Source organism: Thermogemmatispora sp. (assembly GCF_019683635.1).
In the GTDB taxonomy this organism is placed as follows: Bacteria; Chloroflexota; Ktedonobacteria; order Ktedonobacterales; family Ktedonobacteraceae; genus Thermogemmatispora.
The window spans coordinates 1-17,975 of sequence record NZ_JADGIA010000103.1 but is presented as its reverse complement, the minus strand read 5'-3'; the positions used below and the strand labels follow the sequence as shown (position 1 = coordinate 17,975).

Sequence of the window (17,975 nt, the reverse complement as noted above, 5' to 3'; positions counted from 1 at the left end):
GTCCCACTGGGGGAGGTGGGGCCAGCACCCATGCCCCGGCGCCGACTTCAGCGTCCTCGCGACCTGCGGCTCGTCCCCGTCCTGGGGGAGGACGGCCTGGCTCCTCGTCTCAGCGCAGCCATGAGCGGCATAGCAGTATCGTCAGGGAGAAACCCCCGACCGGTCCGGTGGCTATTCCGCCGCAGATTGTCGTCAGGGACCTGGCCGAGCTACTGCACTCGACGCCTACGGAGATCATTCGTCATCTGATCAAACATCACATCTTTGCCAGCATTAACCAGGTGGTCGATTACGAGCAGGCAGCCCTGGTAGCGCGCGATCTTGGCTTTGAGCCGACGCCGCAGGTTATCTCGCCGACCAGTGCCAGCCTGCAGCGGGGGGCGCTGCCGACCAGCGCTGTATTGGAGGCGGCGCGCGACGACAAAGATACTGTACCTATTCCGCCGGTGGTCACCATTATGGGCCACGTCGATCACGGTAAGACTACCTTGCTCGACATGATCCGTAAAACCCGTGTGGCCGCTGAAGAGGCTGGAGGAATCACTCAGCACATCGGCGCCTACCAGGTGGAGGTCAAGGGGAAGAAGATCACTTTCCTCGATACACCTGGCCATGAGGCTTTCACCGCCATGCGCGCGCGTGGAGCGCAGGTCACGCACATTGCCGTCATTGTGGTGGCTGCTGATGATGGGGTGATGCCGCAGACGCGCGAGGCTATTGATCACGCTCGCGCCGCCAACGTGCCGATCATCATCGCTATCAACAAGATCGACAAGCCGACGGCCAATCCTGAGCTGGTCAAACAGCAGCTGGCCGAGATCGGTGTGATCGTTGAGGACTACGGCGGAGACACGGTCTGTGTGCCCATCTCGGCCCGCACAGGGGCTGGCATCGATGAACTGCTGGAGATGATCCTCCTGGTCGCCGAGATGCAGGATCTGCGGGCCAACCCGAATCGTCCAGCTGTCGGCGTGGTCATCGAAGCCAAGCTGGAAAAGAGCACCGGCCCGATGGCCACCGTCCTGGTCCAGGAAGGCACCCTCAAGATGGGCGACCACATTGTTGTCGGACCTTTGGCGGGCAAGGTGCGCGCTATGTTCAACGACCGCGGCAAACGCATTCAGAAGGCGCCTCCCAGCACACCGGTGAGCATTCTGGGTCTGCCCGAGGTCCCTCAGCCTGGCGATCGCCTCGAAGTAGTGCCTGACGAGCGCACTGCCAAGCAGCGCGCTGCAGAGATCGCTGAGCAGCGCCGTGCCGAGAGCAGCTTGCCGGGCCACGTCAGTCTCGATACCCTCTACATGCAGATGCAGGAAGGAAAGACCAAAGAGCTGAATATCGTCCTCAAGGGCGATGTTCAGGGAACGGTCGAAGCGATCAAGAATGCCTTGCTCAAGCTGGGCGAGGAGAAGATCAAGCTGCATCTCATTCACGAGGGTGTTGGCAACATCACCGAGACCGATGTCCATCTGGCTGCCGCTTCCGGCGCCATCATTATCGGCTTCAACGTCAAGGCCGATAACGCAGCTCTGCGTCAGGCTCAGAAAGAGGGCGTCGAAATCCGCTATTATGATGTGATCTATCAGCTGGTTGAAGACATCGAGGCCGCCCTCAAGGGCCTCCTGGAGCCGACCTATCACGAGGTGGTCGAGGGCCATGCCGAGGTGCTGCAGCTCTTCCGCAGCGGCAAGAACACCGTGATCGCCGGCTGCCGGGTCACGGATGGCAAGATTACCCGCACTTCGCAGGTGCGTGTGCTGCGTAACGGAACAAAGGTGCACGAGAGTCGCGTGGCCTCATTGCGGCGTGGCAAAGATGATGTGCGTGAAGTGGCCGCCGGTTACGAATGTGGTATGATCATTGAAGGCTTCAGTAACGTGCAAGTTGGCGATATAATTGAAGCCTTCAGGCAGGAAAAGGATTGAGGCCCAGGAAGGGGATGGATCATGCCAAACCTGTATCGCCAGGAAAAGCTGGGTGAGTTGATTGCCGAGGAACTCAGCGATCTGCTACGCACGCGCATGAAAGACCCGCGCATCGGCTTTGTCAGCATTACGCGGGTAGAGGTGAGCGGTGATCTGGCCCACGCCAAGGTCTATGTCAGTGTGCTGGGCAGCGATGAGGAGCGCCGCAATACGATGGCGGCCCTCAAGCGGGCTACCGGCTTTCTACGTCATGAGCTGGCGGGCCGTCTGGTGCTGCGACATGTGCCTGAGCTGGTCTTCAAGCTGGACCTCTCGCTGGAGAAAGGGGCCCAGGTCATGGAGCTGATCAAGCAGATCGAGCAAGAGCATGCTCAGCAGCAGGAAGCTCAGACTGGCCTTCCTGCTCAGCCGGACGCGGAAGAAGGGCGAGATCAGACTACTGATTCAACGGAGGCCGAATGAGCGCATCTGCGACTGCCCTGGCGGCCCAGCTAGCGGTGGACCAGGTGGAGCGTGCCCTGGCCTTGCTACGTCCGGCCCGGCGCGTGGCCCTGCTGGCCCATGAGCATCCCGATGGGGACTGTCTTGGCTCCGCCCTGGGCCTGGCGCATATGCTCTGGGCCTTGGGCAAGGTAGCGGTACCCTGTTGTGCCGACCCGCTGCCGCGTGCTTATTCCTTTCTTCCGGCGCAGGAGCGCTTTCAGCAGGACCTGGGAGATGAGGATTTCGATCTGGTGGTTGCGCTCGATGCCGGAGAGCTGCCGCGCTTTGGCAGCCTCTATGAGCGTCACCGCTCCTTCCTGGAACAGGTGCCGCTGCTCAATATTGACCACCATATCAGCAGTGCAGGCTGTGGGCAGGTGACGATCATTGATCCAACAGCAGCGGCTACAGCGGAGCTGCTGGTCCTCTTCCAACAGCAGGCCCAGCTGCCGCTGACGCCGGAGGCGGCCCTCTGCTTACTGACAGGCTTGATGACCGATACTGGCTCGTTCCAGTTCCCCAGCACGACCGCTCGCACGCTAGAGGCAGCCGCTCTGCTGCTGCGGGCCGGAGCTTCGCCCGAGCCGATCGCCCAGGCCATCTTTCGTACGCGCCCGCTGGCCCAGGAGCGCCTGCGGGCCAGGGTCCTGCTACGGGCGCAGACGGCCTGTGATGGGCAACTGATCTGGTCGTGGGCCGATGATGCCACGCTGGCCGAGACTGGAGCTTTGCCAGAGATGGATGATAACCTGTCCGGCCTGCTCCGTGATATCGAAGGAGTGAAGATTGCGGCCTTCTTCAAGAGCTACGGCACACCCGGCACGACGCGCCTGAGCCTGCGCTGTGCAGCTCCCTATAACGCCGCGGAGATCTGCCAGCGCCTGGGGCGCGGCGGTGGCCATGCCCGCGCCGCGGGCGCCACTCTTGATCTGCCGTTGGAGCAGGCGATTCCTTTTGTAGTAGCCAGGCTGGAGGCTGAGCTGCAGCGGGGAGAGGAGCAGTGGACGGCATCCTCAACATCAACAAACCCGTAGGTCTCACCTCGCACGATGTCGTCGCGCGCGTGCGCCGTCTGCTGCATCAACAGCGTGTGGGCCATGCTGGGACGTTGGACCCGCTCGCCAGCGGCGTTCTGCCCGTCTGCGTTGGTCTCGCCACGCGCGTTGCCGACTATCTGAGCGAGAGTGGCAAAGCCTATCAGGCCGAAATTATCCTGGGTGTAGAGACCGACACCTATGACCGCGAGGGGCAGGTGCTGAGCACGCAGCCGGTCCCAGATATCACCCGTGAACAGATCGAGAGCGTCCTGCGCACCTTTATCGGGCCGCAGCTGCAGGTGCCTCCGCCCTACTCAGCAATCAAGCTGCAGGGGGAGCCGGCCTATCGTCGCGCCCGGGCTGGTGAGAGCCTCAAGCTGGAGGCCCGCCCAGTTGTGATTGAGCGTCTTGTCCTCCTCGCCTGGGAGAGGCCGCGGCTACAGCTAGAGATCGAGTGCAGCAAGGGAACCTACATTCGCTCGCTGGCCCATGACCTGGGCCAGCGCCTCGGTTGTGGGGCTTATCTGAGCGCCTTGCTGCGTACGCGCAGCGGGCCGTTGATGCTGCAGGAGAGCATTACGCTGGAGCAGCTGGCCGAGGCGTTAGCGAGCGGCAACCTTGAGCGTTATCTGCTGCCGCTGGATATTGCTCTCCTGCATTACCCGGCTCTCGTCGTCGATGCTAAAACTCTGCAGCGGGTCCTGCATGGGAACAGCTTTCGCGCTCCCGGGCCGGAGTCAGGGAGCCTGACCCTGGTCCCGACTCCCAGCGAGGGAGAACAGCCCCGGCTGGCGCGCGTCTGCGACGAGCAGGGCCGGACCTGGGCCTTAGCTGTCTGGAAGCCAGAGCAGCGCCTCTGGCAGCCGACGCGGGTCTTTGTGGCCGAAAGACGCTCTTGAGCGGGACGGCGACGGCGGGCAATTCCCCCAGGCTGGTTAAGAAAGCGCGCGATTGTTGCCTGACCACTAGAGCTGTGATACTATTAAAACGCCCGCTGAGGGTGCTACACTGAGCAGAACGTAAAGGGCCACCACTATTCATTATGGACTATCAAACCACCGTAACCGCGCAGGAGCCAATTGTCATTACCATCGGAAACTTCGATGGCATTCATAGAGGACACCAGCGCCTGCTCCATGAACTGCGAACATTGGCGGCGACCCTGGGCTGTAAGCCAGTGCTGCTGACCTTTGAGCCGCATACGCTGGCGGTCGTACGGCCCCATGTGCCACTGCAGTGCCTGACCTCGTTGGAGGAGAAGCTGGCGCTGGCGCGGCGCTATGGCGGGGTAGAGGACTACATCGTGATCCGGTTTACGCCGCAGGTCGCGGCCATGTCGGCACGCCAGTTTCTGGATGAGCTGCGTGCGACCTTTGACCTGAAAGGGCTTGTGGTAGGCGAGAACTTCAGCCTGGGGCATAATCGCGAGGGCAATATCGCTTTCCTGCAAGGCTATGGCGCAGAGCATGGGCTGGTGGTCCGTGCGCTCCCACTGGAGGAGATTCGCGGGGTACGCGTGAGTAGTACAGAGATTCGCACGCTCGTCAGCGCAGGCCGAATCGCCGAGGCCGCCGATCTGCTCGGACATCCCTTGCTCTTGAGCGGCATCGTCGTTCACGGCGATCATCGTGGCAGGCTGTTGGGTTTCCCAACGGCCAATATTGTGCCGGAGCCGTTTCGCCTACTGCCGGCCAACGGCATCTACGCGGCGCGGGTGGCGGTGGAGGAGGCGGGAATGAGTGACGTGTTTTCTTCTCCTCACGTCTATAAGAGTGCGGTAAACGTCGGGATTCGTCCTAATTTTCCCAGCAAGCGCCCACTGGTGGAGGCGTACCTGCTGGATGTCGAGCTTGATCTCTACGGCAAGCGCATTCTGATAGAATTCATCGCGCGATTACGCGATGAGCGACGTTTTGACAGTATAGAAGCCTTAAAGGAGCAGATGGCTGCCGATGTGGAGCAGGTTCGGCAGATTCTATAAAGGGAGCGTGAGCCAGGGTGAAAACGCGCCAGAATCCACTCTCACGGTTTGAAGCCTTTATGCAACGGCTGATCGAGGGGCCGTTTGCGTTTCTCTTTCCTTCGAGACTGGAGCCGGTGGAGGTGGCCCGCAAACTGGAGCGGGCGATGGAGGATAATGTCTTCCAGGGGGTGGATCGCCTGCTGGCACCAAATGTCTACGATATTTATTTGAGTATCAAGGACCATCAGCGTTTCTCCCCCAGCCAGGCCATTCTGGTCCGAGAGTGGCAGGAGGCTCTGGTGAATCTGGCTCGCCAACGACACTATACCCTGCGCTCCAATCCGGTGCTGCGCCTGCACGCCGACAGCAGCTTGCGCCCTGGCCTGGTTCGCATCGAGGCCGAGCTGGTTGACCGGCAGCATCGCACCGGTGATCCCAGCGTCGATGGCGAGGTGATGGAGACCCAGGCCCTGAGCGCCGAGCAGCTCGCGCAGCTGCGGGCTCAGTTGCAATCTGGCCAACTGTTGCCTGGCATCGATGTCCCCGCCGGCTCCTCGATGAGTGATCTGGCGGCCATGCGCCCCGCTCCCCCTATGCCGCAAGCCTGGCTGACCATTCGCGTGCCACAGGGCCAGCAGATCTATCGTATCGAGAAGCCGGTCGTCAATATCGGGAGACAGCTTAATAACGATATTATTGTTGAAGATAAGCGCGTCTCGCGCTACCATGCTCAAATCAAATATCAGCCCAATGGCCAGTTTATGCTCTTCGATCTCGGTAGCACGAATGGAATCACAGTGAATGGGATGCCCGGGGTACGGCAGCATACCCTGCGCAGCGGCGATCGTTTCACCATTGGAAGCTACGATTTCTACTTTGAGCGAAGGTAGGGACACTGACTCATGCCTTTGGATGTCTTTTTATTGATATTAAGAATTTTGCTGCTCATCCTTCTCTACCTCTTTTTGATGCAAGTTGTGCTGACGATCTCCCGCGATCTGCGCAGGACGGCGGCGCTGGGGAGCGAGATGAATGTGCGCACGCCGCCGGTGGTCGGGCATCTGGTGGTGGTCGATAGCGGTCCCAGCAATCTGCTGCCGGGGACGCGCTTTGACCTGATGCCACAAACAACGATTGGCCGTGGTCCTACCAACACGATCCAGTTGCCCTTCCCTTTTATTTCCGCCGAGCATACGCGGCTCTGGTATCGCAATGGTGTCTGGTATGTCCAGGATGCCGGTAGCGTCAATGGTACCTTCCTGAATAGCAAACCGGCTCGTGAGCCGTTACCCGCCCGGCCCGGTGATCTGATCCAGATCGGGCCGGTCTCTTTTAAGCTCACGCCCTAGCTCGCAGAGCCTGCTCTTCCCTCCCCGATCCTCTCTGACTCGCTCACTTGCTCATTCGGTCGGTTGAGTTGGGGGGCGCACTGGTAGGCTGTGGCGTGGCTGGTTGGGTTGGGTTGAGTTGGGTTGGTTACTGCTCATTCGCTCGCTAGGGTTCGGGGGTATGGCTCGGCGCGCCCCGGTTTGCCAAGAGTTGCTGACGGTGAAAGGTCTGGCTGCAATGACGTTTCGCTATCGCTGGAAAGAACTGGGATTGTTCATTATCCCATTTCTGATTCTGCTGCTGGGCATGTCCCAGCTCTTGCTCGCTAATCGCGATCAGACCTCCTCGCTGAGCACGCGCAATTTGCCGCCGATCCAGGGTCTCATCCCTATCCTGGGTCTGATCGCCCTGTTTGTGACGGTCAACATCGTGCTGAGCTTCTTTTTCTCACGGGCCGATCAGATGCTCCTGCCGCTGGTGGGATTACTCAGCGGCCTGGGGGTCCTGATGGCGATGCGCATCGGCCCCGATATCAATCGCCCCACGCTGGGAACGCAGCAGCTGATCTGGGTGATCCTGGGCATTATCATGTGCATGGTCACGCTCTTCGGCCTGCGGCGCATGCAGTGGCTGGAGCGCTACAAATACACCTGGGCCGTGCTTGGCCTCCTTCTGGTCTGTGTCACCCTGGTCAATACCTTACATGTGAAGAATCTCGACAGCCCGACGCATGACCAGCTCAAGCTGGGTCCCTTTGCCTTCCAGCCCTCGGAGTTGCTCAAGATCTGCATTGTCATTTTCTTTGCGGCCTACCTGAGCGAGAATCGCGATATTCTGGCTGGCAAAGGCCCGCGCTTTGGCCCTTTCCGTCTGCCGCCATTGCGCCAGCTCGGTCCTGTGTTTATGATGTTGGGCATTGCGTTACTGCTCTTCCTGGTGGTCCGCGAGTTAGGGCTGGCCCTGTTGATCTACGGCCTCTTCCTCTGCATGATCTACCTCAGCTCGCAGAAGAAGTCGTATGTCTTCTTTGGGTTGCTGTTGTTCGCCCTGCTGGCCTTGGTTGGCTACTCGCTCTTCAGCTATGTGCGCAATCGCTTCGCGGTAATTGGCTTTGACGTGGTAAACTGGCAGCGCTGGACCGCTGCCCAGACCAACTTTGCCGAGAATCAGGGCTTCCAGATCGTCCAGGGACTGATTACGCTCTCCAGCGGTGGCATTCTGGGGGCCGGCCTCGGCCTGGGGCATCCGACGATTGTCCCTGTAGTAGAGTCGGATATGGTGCTGACAGCCTTCGGCGAAGAGTTGGGGCTGGCGGGCTTGCTGGCTCTCATTGGCCTCTATCTGCTGCTGATCTACCGCGGCTACCGCATTGCTATGGAGGCCCGCGACCCCTTTAACCAGTTGCTGGCGGCGGGCCTGACCTCCATCTTTGCGCTGCAGACCCTCATTATCGCCGCTGGCAACATCAAACTGCTTCCCCTCACTGGTATTCCCCTGCCCTTCCTGAGCTACGGTGGTAGCTCGGTGATCGCTAACTATATCATTATCGGCCTCCTCCTGCGCATCTCTCATAATACCGCTCTGGAACGTGAAGGGCTGGCTTAGCTGCCAGGACTCTACCCTCGCTGGTTCCAGGTGCATGAACTGAGCCGAAGCCGGCGCGCCGTCTGATCAGGGCACAGGTGACGCGCCGGGATTCTGGCTCTCTCCGGTGGGGGTCGTTGCCCATCCCGCTCATTGCCTTGCCTCCTGGCCTGATTGGAACTCACTCAGGACACTGGCAGGCGCCCCTGCCGTTGCGGGTTGCGCCCCTGTCCGCGGCTCGCCAGCGGCAGCGGTTGCGCTGCTAGCGTTGACCAGGTTCTTTGCTGACGTCGACGTTGTGCCAGCACTAGCGGGATGAGCAGTAGCAGGAAGGACCAGCCCCACAGGCCGCGCAGCCAGCTGATCTGTAGGCCTGGGAGGAAGGGAAGCCCTGTGCGCTCCATTCCCCAGACATAGCCGGCGTAAATTGAGAGCATACAGAAGGCAGTGAAGGCCGTAGTAACGGCAAAGGCTCGCGAGTGGAGCAGGGCCTGCCAGCGCTTGTCAGTGGCCAGCATGAGCAGGCTCAAGCCAACCCAGCTCACCAGGTACCACGGCCAGAACCAGGTTGAGCCAACGAAACAGAAGAGGAGCCAGGCCAGGGCCATCCAGCCGAAGAGGGCCGGTAGCGAACGGATGGAGGCGGGACGTCGCAAGGTGTAGAGGCAGAGGCCACCATAGGCGAGGACGAAGAGCAGGCTGGCGATGGTGTGAGCGACAATCTCAGGGTAGGAACCCGTATTTGGATTCATCTGAATCAAGCGAATCTGGGCAATCGTCGCATAAAGATGTACTAGAAATTCGTAGGGGGTGTTGCGGGCCATCGAGGCACTGGGATTGACCCGGAGCAGGCGCAGGACTGCCCCGTGCTGCCAGAATGGCCAGTAGAGTAGCACAATACAGCCAGTATAAGCGAGCAGCATGGCAGCGGGTAGGCGCAGGCGCTGCCAGAAGGGACGCCGCTCCTCGCGGGCCAGGAGGAAGAGCAGCAGGCCGGGGAAGATGACAATAAAGGTAATTTTGAGACAGGCAGCCAGGGCCAGAGCCAGCGTGGCTGCCAGCAGCCAGGGCAGCTGCTGACGGCGCTGCCAGTGGAAGAGGAGCCAGCAGGCCAGCATGATGAGGAAGAGAATAGTGGCGTCGTTGTGAGCATTGACGCAGGCTTCCAGGAGGAGCAAGGGATTCCAGGCTAGAGCCAGCGTGGCGGTCAGACGGACCAGACGGAGGCGCGGAGACGAGGCCTCCTGCGGCGCCAGCGCCAGGCCGCTGCTGCTCCAGAGAAGGATGGTGGTGCCGAGGTGCATGGTCAGACCGAAAAGACGCAAGAGAAGAACCATGCCCCAGACACTGCTGTGGTGAAGCTGCAGAGCCAGCCACTGCAGCAGGCTGGTGCAGGCGATCCAGGTTGGACCATAGGCCGAGGGCTGAGTTGTCCAAAAGATGTATTGATAGATGGGATCATGAGAGATAGCAATGGGCAGAGTGGTCAGGGGATTGAGATGGTAAATTACGCCTATACGAGCGTAGGTAATGTAAGAAAAAACGTCTTGTGAAGTCAGAGCAGGATATAATACTAAAATGAAACCGAGGAAAGCCGTCGATAAGAGGATAAAGCGGTAGGAGATCAAGGGAGGCAAGGCGCGCAAGGCTAGCAGATAAAGCAGGCAGACCAGAGCCAGCGCGCCTCCGAGCAGAAGCAGGTCGTGCCAGTTCAGCGGTACATTGTGCAGGGCCTGGGTGTCAAGGGGATGCCGCGATGAGACGAGTGGCTGGTGGGGAAAGAGGAGGCGCGTTGGCAGGAGTAGCCAGTGCTCCACCCACGAGCCGGGAAAAGCCTGGTAAAAGTAGAGTGCACGCAGGGGAAGGATGAGGCCAAGGACCATCAGGGCCATCCCTAGCAGCAGCACGAAGAAGACGGGTAATGATCCTGAAGCAGGCTCCGTCATCCATGATTCTTTTTTATAGCCTTGAGCTAGAGGAGTTGCTGGGTATGTCATCTGAAAAAGTACCCCCGCCGTGATTTGTGTACTATCCACGCCCTGGTCCTGTTGAGACGGGACCAGTACCAGTATTTCTGCCTAGCGCTAGGCATAAATACCTAAACATAGTATACGGTCTCGTGTAAAGTGCGCTTGTTCGTGGGGGCCAGGCATGGTATACTTTGGCAGAAGGGAGCCGCGTGCCATTCAAGCGACTGCTTTGAGCAGAGCAAGTACGATGGGCCAGTACCAGCAATGGCTACTCTGTCAGGAGACTGATCAGAGTTTGAGACGGAAACTGGAGGCGCTGGAAGCTGAGCGGGCCTCTTTGTTAGAGCAGCTCAGCCAGCTAGAGCGAGCGCAGCCGCGACCAGAGAATCAGCTGGTGCGTCTTCTGCTGAGCGCGTTGGAGGGGGAAGGGCAGCAGCAGGCTCAGCAGGCGCATGTCAATCTCTCGCCGTCGTCCTCCAGTGGTTCTGGGGCCTTACCTAGACATCAAACGAGCGAGGCCACTGGAAGCTTTGGCCCCGCCCCTGCGCGGACACCGTTGCCTGCGATAGGTGCTGAGCAGCGCGGTGGTAGTCTTCCTGCTCCTCACCAGGAGAGCCTGGCGCAGCTGGGATGGCCGGTGAAGTTGCAGGCGCTTGAGCTGCCTGAGTGGCTCCATCGTCTGACCGTCTCCTCGGGTAAAGATCGGCGCCCCGGTCCCATCGATGAAGAGCGGATACGCACCAATCGCCTGGTACAGCGCTGGTTGGAGCGCTGGGGGCGCATTTCCCCCTCGCCATCTTCGCCCCAATCCCCCGCCTTGGGAGAGGGCCCAACCCAGGAGTAAAGGCTCCTGTCAACTGACTGGCCCCATGCTCTGCTTGAGGATACCGAGATGAACAACAGCGAGCAGTTGCAGCGTCTCTACAGCCGCCTGAGCCGGCGCGATATCGAGGAGTTCTATGCTGGCTATCAGCTCTGGTTAGCCGAGCAACGCCTGGCTGTGTTGCAGGCGGAGATCCAGGCTCTGCGTCTGCAGATTGAGCAGAATGCGGAGCGTCTGCGTCAGCTTCAACCGCCCGAGGGAGTGGTGAGCCTGCTGGCAGCTCTGCGCGAGTGGGGTGTCAGCGATGTCGTCTTGCTCGATCGCCTCTGCGAGCGAGGCGAGGAATGGCTGCAGGCGATGTTTCGTCGGCTCGATACCTGTCGTCGGCTGGGCCTCTTTGATGGCGATTATACGCGCTGGTGTGAGCACGCCCTAGAGGGAGCCTATGACTGGCTCGATTCGATCGAGGAGGGCACAACCCCGGTTGCTGAGATGCTGGCCCTAGCTGAGGATGCTGCGCTTGCCGCGCGCGAAGAAGATGGGACTGAAGACGAGCTAACAGAAGATGAGTTCTTGCGCCGCTTACTGCGCGAAGAGGCAACCGCTGGGAGCCTGCCCGCCATTGCACCGGCGGAGGTGGTGCTGGTCGACGGCTCTGAGCCTGCGGCGGTGGCATCTCCGGCGACACCCGAACAAATAGCTCCCGCTGAGGTGGTTCCGCTGCCTGAAGAGGAGGCGCTCCGGACGACGGAGGCCGAGCCGGCGAGTGAGGCCGCGATAGCAGAGGCGTCCGGTGACCAGAGAGATGGAGCGGCAGAGGCGGAGACACTGGAGAGCACTGACGAGGGGCCACAACCCAGTGATACATCTGGGACGCTGGCCGCCGAAGCTGGACTTGAGCAGTCCATCTCTTCTCTGGCAGAGCCGGCCATGCGTGAGCATGTGAGCTGCGCTGCGAATGAGGCAACGGTGGTCTCTGAGGCTGAAGAAAACCAGAGGGTGGAGAGGGAAGATGCAGCCGAGAGACACCTTCCCCTGGTGGAGCAGGAGAGAGAGTCTTCTCCAGGAGAGACTTTCTACGAGTTTAGTGCTGCCGGCTCCAACGGGGTTGTCTCGACAGCGGAGGAAGTGATCTGGCCGGAGGAGCCGAGCCTGTCCTTCTCAGCAGATGAGATCGCTGCCAGGGCCAGGGCCGGGCTGGAAGATCATGAAGACGACGGGACTGCGGAAGAAGTGTCTCAGCTCGCGGCTGAGGCCCAGGCCCAGAGCGACGCTTCTGCTGAAGCGGAGGAGGCGGCTCCCGCTGAGCTGGACGAGCAGCCGCGGGAAGAGGAAGAGCAGTCTGCGCAAGAGCCAGCCAAGAGTGAGGGGACCGGCGATCCCCGCGAAACGGCGACCGTAACTGGCGAGGCGATTCGCACGCGGGAAGATGAGGAGGAGGATACAGCGGCAGAGCTACATTTCTGGCAGCGTATTTTTGGCCGGCATGGCGTCGAACTCGATTGATCGGCTGACATGTGACTCACTACCCTTCCTCCTCAAATAGACAGAGAGAGGAGAGAGGGGTAGTAGAGGAACGACTATCCCCTGGGACGGGCAGCGCCAACCCGTCCTTTTCTTATGTCGGCTGTTCCCGTGTTTATGAGACTGGCTGAGCCGGAGCTGATCGACTCGGGCCAGGCACCTGGTGGCAAGTGCAATTTCACAACAGACGAGAGCGCATGATCTGCCTCGGACCACAGAGGCGAGGCGGAACTGCTCTCGCCTTAATAGCCTCCCGGTGGATAGCCAGCGGGAGGGCCGGGATGATGGCCGGGGGGTGTGCTGGGACCGGGCATGCCTGGGATACCGGGCATGGGGACAACCGGCGGCATCTGCGGAAGCGGGCCGGAAGGAATGCGCGCCACCTGCGCAGCCTGCAAGGCTGCCGCCTTCTCCCGCTCAAGTTCTTCCACACGCTTGCGCAGTCGCTCCAGCTCTCGCCGGTCCCTGAGCGAAGCCAGGACCGCGATCACATAGAAGACCAATGCGCCCAAGAGGAAGGAAAGCAACAGCAGCACCCCTACCGGAAGAGGAATATGGAGGTGCCAGGAGAAGAGTGACAGCTCAACGTCGCTCAATGGAGACCCGTTTGCAGTCATCATGGTGCACCGTTCAACAGCAGATCTATCGATGCGTGCTCATTGCTACATATAGTGCCGGCATCTCGACGTTCATGCACGAGCTTACCTTACGAGCGAGATAGGAGGAAGAGACCGCGCCAGGAAGAGCCGGGCCTCGCGACGTGGTTCCTCCAGCCCACATGGGGATGTTCAAAGTATATGCAAAAGCTGATCGTGCTGGCAACCGAGTAGGACTGAACAGCTAGCGGTACCGACGAGCGGCAGGATGGCTAGAACGCTTTTACAAAGCAGCGGATTCGGGGTAAACTAAGCATCACGCCAAGAGTCTCTGGGAGAGGTGAACCGTGCTATTTGAGGAGTACGAGAGAGGTCAGCAGAGCAACCATAGTCCGATCCGGTCTCAGTATCTTGCCATCAAGGAGCGCTATCCCGATACCATCCTCTTTTTCCGCATGGGCGACTTCTATGAGATGTTTGACGAAGATGCCGAGATCGTCGCGCGGGAGCTGGAGATCGCCCTGACGCGGCGCGATTTTGGCCGTGGAGAGAAGGCTCCGATGGCTGGGGTGCCGCATCAGGCTGCCGAAAGCTACATTGCTCGCCTGGTAAGCAAGGGCTACCGCGTGGCCGTCTGCGAGCAGGTCAGCGATCCGGCCCTCTCGCGGGGGCTGGTAGAGCGCGAGGTGACGCGCATTGTGACGCCGGGAACAGTAGTTGAGCCAGCCATGCTGGCGGCCAAGCGCAATAACTTTCTGGCGGCGGCAGTGATGGGGCGAAACGCCGTCGGCGTGGCCTATGTGGACATTACAACGGGCGAATTCGCCACGACGCAGATTACTACAAGCGAGCCGGAGCTGACCTTACAGCAGGAGATAGCGCGCATTGCCCCGGCGGAGGTACTGGTGGAGGCCCACTATGGGCAGCAAAGCAATCGCAAGCGGCGCTGGCTGGCAGCGCTGATGGACGAGAAGCCGCTCCCCCGTCTCGGCAGCAATGGCGATCCCGAAGGGGCGGCGGCCTTCTTGGGTGAGCAGGACGAGCTGGATGAGGACGACGATGAGGATTACGCTCCTCTGGCGCGCCTCTTTAAAGGGCTGGCCGGCCATGTGACCCCCTACGATGCACGCTTCTTCAGTGAGGCGGATGCGCGCCATCGCCTGCAGACGCACTTTGGCGTCGTCTCTCTAGAGGGCTTTGGCTGCGAAAAGCTGCCGCTAGCCATCCGCGCCGCCGGGGCTGTTCTGGCCTATGTGCAAGAGACGCAGAAGGAGATTGTGCCCCAGCTCACCGCTCTGGAGACCTACTCGACCGCTAGCTTTATGACCCTTGACCCTCATACACGGCGCAACCTGGAACTCTTCGAGAGTGGACGTAGCGGTACCCTCAAAGGTTCGCTGCTGTGGGTGCTCGATCGTACGCGCACCCCAATGGGCGGACGCTTGTTGCGCCGCTGGCTCGGTCAGCCGCTTCTGGATATCGTGGCCCTGCGTCAGCGCCAGGAGGTGATTGCGGAACTGTTAGCCGACCCGCTGGTACGGGCGCGGCTGGGTGAGATCCTCAAAAAGATCGGCGATGTTGAGCGCCTGATCAATCGCGTGCGCCAGCGCATCGCCGGTCCGCGCGATCTCATCGCCCTGGCAAGCAGCCTGCGCGGAGCTGCGGAGATCCGTGCCGATCTGGCTGCTGATGAGGAGGGGGCGGCAGCGCTGCGCACGATGCCCTCACTGGCGGCCTTGCTGCAACGGTTGGCTGATACCGAAGACGTCATTACGCTGATTGAGCGCGCCATTGTGCCGGAACCGCCAGCAAGTACCTCCGAGGGGGGGATCATCCGGCCCGGTTTCAACGACGAACTCGATCAGCTGCGCGCGCTCTCGCAGGACGGGCAGCGCTGGTTAGAGCGTCTGGAGCAGCGCGAGCGTGCCCGAACTGGCATCAGCTCCCTCAAGGTAGGCTACAACAAAAACACCGGCTATTTCATCGAGGTCTCCAATGCGCATAAGCAGCGTGTGCCTGCCGACTATCAGCGACGCCAGACCCTGACCAACAGCGAGCGTTTTGTAACGCCAGAGCTGAAGGAATACGAGGCGACCATCCTCAATGCGCGCGAGCGCATCAACAAGCTGGAGAGCGAGCTGTTTGCCCAGATTCGGGCCGAGATTGCGGCTCAAGGCTCCGAGCGAGTGCTGGCCACGGCTCACGCCCTGGCCGAAATCGACGTCTATCTGAGCCTGGCCGAGGTTGCGGTGCGCAATAACTATTGTCGTCCCGAGCTGAACGATGGGGATACCATTCGCATCATTGCCGGGCGTCATCCGGTTGTGGAGCAGGCTCAGCCCGAGGTGCCTTTCGTTCCTAACGATACGGAGCTGTCGAATCACGAGGCGCAGATTCTCATTATTACCGGGCCGAATATGGCGGGGAAGTCGACCTATCTGCGTCAGGTAGCGCTGATCACCCTGATGGCCCAGATCGGCAGCTATGTGCCGGCCCAGGCGGCCACCATCGGCATTGTGGACCGCATCTTTACACGCATTGGGGCCCAGGACGACCTGGCGACGGGCCAGAGCACCTTTATGGTCGAAATGGTTGAGACAGCCAATATTCTGCACCATGCCACGCCGCGTAGCCTGGTAATCCTCGATGAGATTGGGCGTGGCACCAGCACCTACGATGGCCTGGCGATCGCGCGGGCAGTGGTCGAGTATCTGCATAACAATAAGCGCTGTGGAGCACGGACGCTCTTCGCTACCCATTATCACGAATTGGTAGAGGTAGCGCGAGTTCTGCCGCGCATCCGCTGCTTTAATGTGGCCGTCAGTGAGGAGGAGGGCCGCATCATCTTTCTGCGCAAGATTGTCCCGGGCGGGGCCGATCGCAGCTATGGGGTGCACGTGGCCGAGCTGGCCGGCATCCCACGCCCGGTTATCCATCGGGCGCAGGAGATCCTGGCGGAACTGGAGCGCAAGGGCGAGGCTCAGGCGCGACGTAAGGCTATGAAGGATATGACCATGCCCTTGGGCTGGCAGATGACGCTCTTCGCCGCGGAGTCGCATCCGATTCTTGAGGAGCTGAAGACTCTGGATATCGAGAGCCTGACCCCGATCGAGGCCATCAGCAAGCTCTATGAGCTACAGCAGCGGGCGCGCCGTGAGGGCTGAGCGCGCCGCACCACGCCGGACCTGCCTCTGCGGCCCTCCTCTTCCTTCGGCGGGAGGAGGAGGCCTGTCCACCTGGCACGAGGGCGGCCTCTCTGTGGTATATTCCAAAACACAATGGTTGTGTCCTGTGCTTTGTTTCTGATCGATATCCAGCAAAGGAGCGTCGTCTATGGCGGTTTCTCATCTCTCTCCCGAAGAAGAGGAGCTGATTGCGGCTATTCGCGAAATTGCAACCGAGCGTGTGGCGCCGCGCGCGGCGGAGATAGATCGCACGGGGGAATTCCCCTGGGATATGAAAGAACTGCTGGCGCAGCAGGATATCTATGCCATGCCCTTCCCCGTGGAGTATGGGGGCCTCGGCTCAACGAAGCTGGCAGTGGTGCGCGCTATTGAGGAGTTGTCGCGCTGCTGTGCGACGACGGGCCTGCTGCTGGCAGTGCAGCAGCTGGGGGCTATGCCGATCCTGCTGGCTGGCAGCGAAGAGCAGAAGCGCAAGTATTTACCGCCGCTGGCGCGCGGCGAGTGGCTGGCGGCCTTCGGTCTGACCGAGGCCGGCTCTGGTTCGGATGCGGCGGCCATGCGCACAGTGGCGGTGCGCAAAGGAGATCGCTACATTCTCAACGGCTCGAAGCGCTTCATCACGAATGGCGGCCTGGCTCAGGTCAACACCGTCTTTGCCCTGACCGATCCGCAAGCGGGGACGCGTGGCATCAGCGCTTTCATTGTAGAAAGGGATTTTCCGGGCTTCGCCGTGGGGCGCGTGGAAGATAAAATGGGGATCAAGGGCTCGCAGACGGCGGAGCTGATCTTTAATGATTGTGAGGTGCCGGCGGAGAACCTGATCGGGCGCGAGGGCGAGGGCTTCCGCATTGCCATGCGCACCCTGGATCGCACGCGGCCCGGTATCGGTGCCCAGGCCGTGGGCATCGCTCAGGGTGCGCTGGATCTGGCTGTCTCCTATTCCAAGCAGCGGGTGCAGTTCGGGCGTCCCATCGCCGAAAACCAGGGCATTCAGTTCATGCTGGCCGACATGGCCACCAAGGTCGAGGCGGCGCGCCTGCTGGTCTACAATGTGGCGGAGATGATCGATCGCGGCGAGGAGCGCTTTACGATGTACTCGTCGATGGCCAAGATGTTCGCCTCGGATATCGCGATGCAGGTGACCAGCGACGCTATCCAGATCCTGGGCGGCTATGGGTACATGAAGGAGTATCCGGCGGAGAGGATGCTCCGCGACGCCAAGATCACTCAAATCTATGAGGGAACCAATCAGATTCAGCGCCTGGTGATTGCGCGCGAGTTGCTGGCGCGAGCTTCAGCCTAGGTGAGGCCGGAACCCGGGGCCCCGAGTAAGCAAGCGGGTGATCGTCGCTCGCCGGCTTTTGTCTAGCGAGAGGCGCGGCTGCAACTGTGGAAGCCTGGTGCAGTCCAGGGCTGCGCCTCTCCCGACGCAGGGCCAGGGACAGAACTCTCATCCAGGGCCTTTCACTATAACAGCTGAAATACATAACGATAGCTGCCTAACAAGAGAAAATCGTAAAAATCTCTAAAAAAGTTTTCATGAGCAAATCGCTCAA

Annotated in this window: 14 protein-coding genes; 12 read left to right on the top strand and 2 right to left on the bottom strand. The window is 60.6% G+C overall.

All coding sequences use genetic code 11. The annotated features are described in order from the left end of the window. The 8 genes from infB to IRZ31_RS12560 form a co-directional block, all read left to right on the top strand. Positions 1–1,925 (top strand): translation initiation factor IF-2 (gene infB, locus IRZ31_RS12595; RefSeq protein ID WP_297154174.1); only part of this gene is annotated, 1,925 nt, incomplete at its 5' end. Between the two features lie 21 nt (positions 1,926–1,946). Further along, entirely contained in the window at positions 1,947–2,387 is a 441-nt protein-coding gene (gene rbfA, locus IRZ31_RS12590) for a 30S ribosome-binding factor RbfA (RefSeq protein WP_297154172.1), read from the top strand. Further along, entirely contained in the window at positions 2,384–3,442 is a 1,059-nt protein-coding gene (locus IRZ31_RS12585; RefSeq protein ID WP_297154170.1) for a DHH family phosphoesterase, read from the top strand. The genes rbfA and IRZ31_RS12585 overlap by 4 nt, the downstream gene beginning before the upstream one ends. Continuing rightward, positions 3,409–4,344 carry a tRNA pseudouridine(55) synthase TruB gene (gene truB, locus IRZ31_RS12580; protein WP_297154169.1) on the top strand — a complete coding sequence of 312 codons (936 nt, stop codon included), beginning with the start codon at positions 3,409–3,411 and terminating at the stop codon, positions 4,342–4,344. Before IRZ31_RS12585 ends, truB begins: the two co-directional genes overlap by 34 nt. Before the next feature lie 143 nt (positions 4,345–4,487). Further along, positions 4,488–5,426: a bifunctional riboflavin kinase/FAD synthetase gene (locus IRZ31_RS12575; RefSeq protein WP_297154167.1), complete on the top strand. Its 939-nt coding sequence runs from the start codon at positions 4,488–4,490 to the stop codon at positions 5,424–5,426. A gap of 17 nt (positions 5,427–5,443) precedes the next feature. Next, positions 5,444–6,298: a DUF3662 and FHA domain-containing protein gene (locus IRZ31_RS12570; protein ID WP_297154165.1), complete on the top strand. Its 855-nt coding sequence runs from the start codon at positions 5,444–5,446 to the stop codon at positions 6,296–6,298. 12 nt (positions 6,299–6,310) lie between these two features. Then, complete coding sequence (locus IRZ31_RS12565) at positions 6,311–6,757, top strand: FHA domain-containing protein (RefSeq protein WP_297154163.1); 447 nt, start codon at positions 6,311–6,313, stop codon at positions 6,755–6,757. Between the two features lie 217 nt (positions 6,758–6,974). Continuing rightward, the gene (locus IRZ31_RS12560; RefSeq protein ID WP_297154161.1) at positions 6,975–8,342 is read left to right on the top strand and encodes an FtsW/RodA/SpoVE family cell cycle protein; all 1,368 of its coding nucleotides are present in this window, start codon (positions 6,975–6,977) and stop codon (positions 8,340–8,342) included. Positions 8,343–8,506: 164 nt separating this feature from the next. Here the strand turns inward: IRZ31_RS12560 and IRZ31_RS12555 are convergent, their stop codons facing one another. Continuing rightward, positions 8,507–10,267, bottom strand: a complete 1,761-nt coding sequence (locus tag IRZ31_RS12555) for a hypothetical protein (RefSeq protein ID WP_297154159.1) — start codon at positions 10,265–10,267, stop codon at positions 8,507–8,509. A gap of 319 nt (positions 10,268–10,586) precedes the next feature. On the opposite strand from IRZ31_RS12555, the gene IRZ31_RS12550 reads away from it, so the two are divergent. Next, on the top strand, positions 10,587–11,135 hold the full coding sequence (locus IRZ31_RS12550; protein WP_297154157.1) for a hypothetical protein: 549 nt from the start codon (positions 10,587–10,589) through the stop codon (positions 11,133–11,135). 48 nt (positions 11,136–11,183) lie between these two features. Continuing rightward, positions 11,184–12,620, top strand: a complete 1,437-nt coding sequence (locus tag IRZ31_RS12545) for a hypothetical protein (protein WP_297154155.1) — start codon at positions 11,184–11,186, stop codon at positions 12,618–12,620. Between the two features lie 260 nt (positions 12,621–12,880). On the opposite strand, the gene IRZ31_RS12540 is transcribed toward IRZ31_RS12545, so the two are convergent. Continuing rightward, the gene (locus tag IRZ31_RS12540) at positions 12,881–13,258 is read right to left on the bottom strand and encodes a lipopolysaccharide assembly protein LapA domain-containing protein (protein WP_297154153.1); all 378 of its coding nucleotides are present in this window, start codon (positions 13,256–13,258) and stop codon (positions 12,881–12,883) included. A 323-nt stretch (positions 13,259–13,581) separates the two neighbouring features. Between IRZ31_RS12540 and mutS the strand changes: the two genes are divergently transcribed. Then, positions 13,582–16,398, top strand: coding sequence for a DNA mismatch repair protein MutS (gene mutS, locus IRZ31_RS12535; RefSeq protein ID WP_297154151.1), 2,817 nt, complete (start codon positions 13,582–13,584; stop codon positions 16,396–16,398). 169 nt (positions 16,399–16,567) lie between these two features. Then, complete coding sequence (locus IRZ31_RS12530; RefSeq protein WP_297154149.1) at positions 16,568–17,722, top strand: acyl-CoA dehydrogenase; 1,155 nt, start codon at positions 16,568–16,570, stop codon at positions 17,720–17,722. The last annotated feature ends 253 nt before the right edge of the window (positions 17,723–17,975 follow it).